A 5,893-nucleotide genomic window follows, 5' to 3' on the forward strand; every position below is an offset into this window, starting at 1 on the left:
AAAAAGTTCCATATGAAATAGTAGATAGAAGACCAGGAGATATAGCAGAATGTTATGCTGATCCTAGAAAGGCCTATGAAGAATTAGGATGGAAGGCAGATAAAGATATTGTAGATATGTGTAAAGATGCATGGAATTGGCGAAGTAATAATCCTAATGGATATAATTAGGAGATAAAAGGTGCTGTTTGATAAGTGATTAATCACTTATCAAACAGCACCTTTTTAAATTGCAAATTAATTAACTAAATCTGTACATAATTGTAAATTTATGGTATAATAGCGTCGTTCATTAGACGAATAAATGACATAATTTATTTTAAATGATATAAGATGAAGATTATGTTATAAGATTCTAATAAAGTGATATAAGAATAAGGAGGAAGGATATGAAGAGGTTTCTAAGTCAAAAGGTTTTAGTAGTATTTTTAGCTCTTATGCTAGTATTTAATACTGTACATGGCACTATGGTATTTGCTGCTAAAGAAGACAAGACTAGATCAAGGGATTTTAAACCACCTAAGGATAGTTTTGTTGTTTCTTCAAAAAAATCAACATTAGTTCCAGGTGTTGTAGAAAATGAGATTCAGTATAATACAAGAGACGGTAGTAAGCCAGTAAATGGATTTATTGTAGATATAGATCCAGATAGTGATGCGAAAATTATGGCTGCTTCTAAAGATTATAATAAAACTGGAACACAGACAGTAAGAGAAATGGTAAAAGCAACTAAGAAAAAGACAGGTAGAAATATTGTAGCTGCTATTAATGCAGATTTAAACTGGAGTGGTACAGGCCTATCAAATGGTCCATTAATTATTGATGACAAAATATATAGTGATAAACCAGATAATTTTTTTGGAATCAAAAAAGATGGACAAGCGATTATAGGAGATAGGAAGAAATATTCAGAAGTAGAAAATGATTTAAGTCAAGCTGTTAGAGGAATGGGTTGGCTAGTTAGAGATGGCAAGGTCGTAGGAAATGGTGGAGGATTGGCACCAAGAACAGCGGTTGGTATTAAAGAAGATGGAACAGTATTTTTTTATGTAGTAGAAGGAAGAATAGAACCACGTAGTATAGGTGTTTCAACAAAAGAATTAGCCGAAACAATGCGTGACTATGGTGCAGTTATGGCATTAAACTTAGATGGCGGTGGATCAACAACCTATCTTGCAAAAAGAGAAGGAGAGACAGATATAGATCTAAGAAGTGTGCCCTCTGATGGGAACGAAAGACCATCTATCAGTTCATTATTAGTATATGCTGAAGAAGGAGATGGAGATTTTCATCATGCAACAATAGATGCTGAAAATAATATCTACACACCAAAATCGGAAGTGCAATTTAAAGCCCGTGGAGTAGATAGCTTAGGTGGGTCTGCAGATTTACCCAATGATTTAAAGTGGAAACTAAAGGATAAGAAGTTTGGTTCAATAGATGATAAAGGTAAATTTAAATCAAATGGAACTGAAGGAGAAGTTATAGCCTATTTAGAAGATTCAAATGGAAAAAATGTAGGTGAAGGTAGTGTTCAAGTTAGGACTCCTGATGAAATATCTTTTAGATCAGATGGATTTAGCTTAGGTTTTGATGAAACTACTGATTTTGGTTTAAGGTTAACTTATAAACAAGGAGAAGTAGTATTTAAAGATGGAGACATTGAATGGGAATTTGATAAAAAATTAGGAAGGATAAAAAACAATGTATTTACTTCAAATCCGGACACAACAACGAGTGGAAAAATAAAAGCTACTATAGCTAATACTGAAATTTCTAAAGAATTTTCTTTAGAAATAGGAAAACTTCCTTCAGTTATATTTGATTTTGAAAATGATGAAATTAATGATAAATGGGAAGCTAGTTCAGTAGGAAAAGAAAAGTCTGAAATCTCAATTGTACATCGTGATAGTGGAGAACCAGTACGATTTGGTAATAAATCTTTAAGAATGGATTTTGATTTCACTAATAAAGGTAGTGGTATCGGTGGAGCTTATGCTGGATTTACTGATAAAAAAGGATTAGAAGAGTTAGGTGTAACTTTTGAACTTCCAGGTTCTCCAACTGGTTTAGGAATGTGGATTTATGGTACTGAAGAATCTCAAGGTCTATGGTTAAGAACAGGTATAGGAATAGAAGGTAATACTAATTGGAAAGCATTTGATTTAACAGAAGAAAAAATAGGAATTGACTGGTTAGGTTGGAAATATGTTGAAGTAGATCTAACTGAGTTCTCAGACCCATATACAATTCTACCAGGACAGTTTATAAGATTAATGGTTACTCCAAATTCTTTTGATGGGGAGGATGTAAGACCAGCTGGTAATATTTATGTAGATGATGTAACAGTAACATATGGTACAAATATAGATGACCATAATGCTCCAATCATTGATTCTGTACAGGTTAATGATGAAGAAGTTGAAGATGATCATGTAATAGATACTAACAATGTATTTATTGGGACAAGTTATTATGACTATGAAGACGAAAATGCAACAGGTATAGATTATGATAATGTAAATATTTATGTAGATGGAGTTAATTACAAAGGTAAAGATGTATATGCTATAGATAAAACTGGAAATAAAGCCTATGTTCAAAATGTTAATTTAACTGATGGCCAACATGAAATTAAAGTTGTTGTAATTGATAAAGCTGGAAATGAAACAAGTGAAACTAGATATATAACAGTAGATACAGGTGCAAAGAACAGAGTTTATCTAGATGGTGACGATCTAGCTGTACTAGGTAAAGACTATACTATGGAATTAAAAGCTGATGAAATAGATAATATAGACAAGGTAGATCTATCTCTTAAAATATCTGATAATTTATCAGACTATGATTTAGAATTTAGTGAGGCTTTTGAAGGTAAGGAAGAATATCTAAATGGTGTTCGTATTTTAAATATTGATGCTAAAAGAGTTAATGATAAAAAGGTAGATTATATCTTTAAGTTAAAATCTAAAATTGATAGTAAGTTAAAAGATAATTCATCTATCTCATATAATATTAATATTGGAAAATTTAAGTATAAAAAAGATAATACAGATGATCGATTCTTAAAGAGTTTCTCAACCTTACCAAAAAAGATAGATGTATCAGCACCAATTAAGATAAGTTCAGATACTATTAGAGTTGGCGAAGAAGGAGTATTCTATGTAACAGATATAGAGGACAAGCCAGTAGAAAATGCTGAAATATTTTCTATTAATTCTAAGGATAAAAAGAGTTTAGGATTTACAGGTAAAGATGGAGTCCTAAAAACTAATGAATTTTCTGAAAAAGTAACTAAATTTACTTTAGTTGCAGAGCATAATGAAGATGTTTCATTTGAATTTAGTGGACAATCATTTGAATCAGCAGATAATAAGGATGGTACACCCTTCAATATTAAAGCTAATGGTGTTAAGAATCCTGAAAGCCAACAAAACATTACATGGTTCTCTAATACATCAAAAGATAATAAACCTTTAATTCAGTATGCTCTAAAATCTGAATATGATTCAAATAAAGAGTCTGCATTTGTAGAAAAAGAGGGTAGTAGTTCCTTACACACATTTACTGGTGCAGAAGATATAAATGAGAATTATATGGTAAATATAAACAAAGTATTAATTGATGGATTAAAAAGTGGAAAAGAATATGTATATAGAGTGGGAAATGGAGAAAAATGGTCAGATATAAAGACATTTAAAACAATTCCTAAAGGTTCTGATACTACATTCTTAGTATTAGGAGATATTCAAACTGAAAACTATGAAGGATTTAAATCAGATATTGAAGCAATAGAATCATCATATGGAAAAGATTATGATTATGCTATTCAAGTAGGGGATTTCGTAGATAATGCTGGAATCTATTCTAATTGGGATGGAATATTATCAACTGTATCAAATTCCTTTATAAGTGATTTAGATATGATTCATGTTTTAGGTAACCATGAGTATTATGGTGATTCTAAAGCAGAGAAATCTATTGATATATTTAATTATCCAGATAATAATAAAGATTATTATTCTGTAGAATATGGTGACACATATATAGGAGTTATTAATTATACAACTAGTAGAAATACCTTGACAAAAGCATTAGAATGGATGGTTAAAGATGCAGGTAAGTCAGATGCTAAATGGAAGATATTAGCTACACATCAATCACCATATTATGCTAATCCTCAAGGTGGTAGTCAATTATTTAATGATTTGATGCCTAAATATGCTGAGGAAGCAGATATTGATTTTGTAATCTCCGGACATGACCATGTGTATACTAGAACAAAACCATTAATTGATGGTAAACCAGATGATGATGGTGTAGTATATATGATTGCTGGAGCATTAGGAGAAAAAAGATATACTGCATTTGATAATCCGGATTTTTATTTCGAAGAAATAAATGATAAGTTTAAATCAATGTATTTATCTGTTGATACTACTGATGATACATTTAAGATAGACGTACGGGATTTAGGAAATGGAAAGATTATTGATAGTTATACAAAGACGAAAGTACCCGAAGAAGATGATGAAGATGAGGAACATGATCACGATTATTATATAGAAGGTGATATGGCAGTATGTAAAGTATGTGAAGATAGTATCCCATTAAAAGATTATACAGGATTTATAAAAACTAAAGAGGAAAAGATAATGTATCTAGTTGGTGGAGAATCCTATACAGGGGATAATGGATTATTAGTCTTAGGAAAAGATAAATATTTCTTTGATGTAGATACAGGCTATGTATTTACAGGAAAAACTAAAATATGGGGATTAGAAGCAGAGTTTGATGAGAATGGAAAATTAATCAGTGGTGGAACTGGATTTGTAAAAGATAAAAAGGGAACAAAACATTATATAGAACTTGAAGTAACTAAAGGTTGGAAGACAATAGATGGAGATGAATATTATTTCTCTAATGTAACCGAATATATGAGAAAAGGTATTACAAATATTCATGGAGATGCCTATATATTTACTGAGGATGGTAAATTAATTAAAGGTAAATTAGATCATGGTGTACAAGATATAAGTAAATATTTAGATAAGGAAACGCCTCATATTGTATATGTTAATGCTAAAGAACGAATTGGATTTACTAGTGGTTGGCAAGAAGTAGAGGGAGATAAATATTACTTTTCTATGTCAAATCAAAAAAATGCTCGTACTGGTTTCGCTACAGTAGGAGGAAAGGAATATGAATTTGATAAAGATGGTAAGTTAATCAATGAATTTAAATCCGAATTTGTAAATACAGGAAAAGGAACTTTTTATGTAAATGAAAATGGGGAAAAGGTCCATGGCTGGCAAGAAATAGATGGTAGAATTTACTATTTCTCAAGTTCAAATACAGGTTATATGAGAACAGGTGAAACTAAGATAGCAGGAACTGAGTATAAATTTGATAACAAAGGAAGACTACCAAAAGGTGTTAAATTTGGATTTAACAAAGAAAAAGCTGGAACCTACTATTTAGATAAAGACAAAGGTAGACTGAGAGGCTGGCAAGAAATAGATGGAGACAAATACTATTTCTCTATGGCGCAAACTGGTTATATGAGAACAGGAAAAGCAACTATAGAAGGAAAAGAGTATGAATTTACTAAAGATGGAAAATTAATTGAAAAAACTAAGAAGATTAATTCAGACAATAAAACAGAAAGCAAAAATTCAACAACAGAATTAAAAGATAATAAGAAAGATAATAAGAAAGATAAAAAGATTGAAACAAAAAGACTAGTTGAAAAGACAGCTAATAAAGAAGAGTCTAAGAATCTATTTATAAGTACAGACAAAGGAAGATACTATTTAGATGAAGAAGGTGAAGTAGTTGAAGGTTGGTATGAAATTGATGAATCAATCTACTATTTCTCACCATCAAATGATGGA

General features: G+C 30.7%; 2 protein-coding genes. Both read left to right on the top strand.

The features are described from left to right. Window positions 1–170: UDP-glucose 4-epimerase (locus tag VK071_02210; protein ID HLR34123.1), on the top strand; the 170-nt coding region annotated here is incomplete at its 5' end. 218 nt (window positions 171–388) lie between these two features. Beyond that, a partial coding sequence (locus VK071_02215; protein HLR34124.1) for a phosphodiester glycosidase family protein occupies window positions 389–5,893 on the top strand: 5,505 nt, incomplete at its 3' end.

The sequence above is a fragment of the Tissierellales bacterium genome, from assembly GCA_035301805.1.
In the GTDB taxonomy this organism is placed as follows: domain Bacteria; phylum Bacillota; class Clostridia; order Tissierellales; family DATGTQ01; genus DATGTQ01.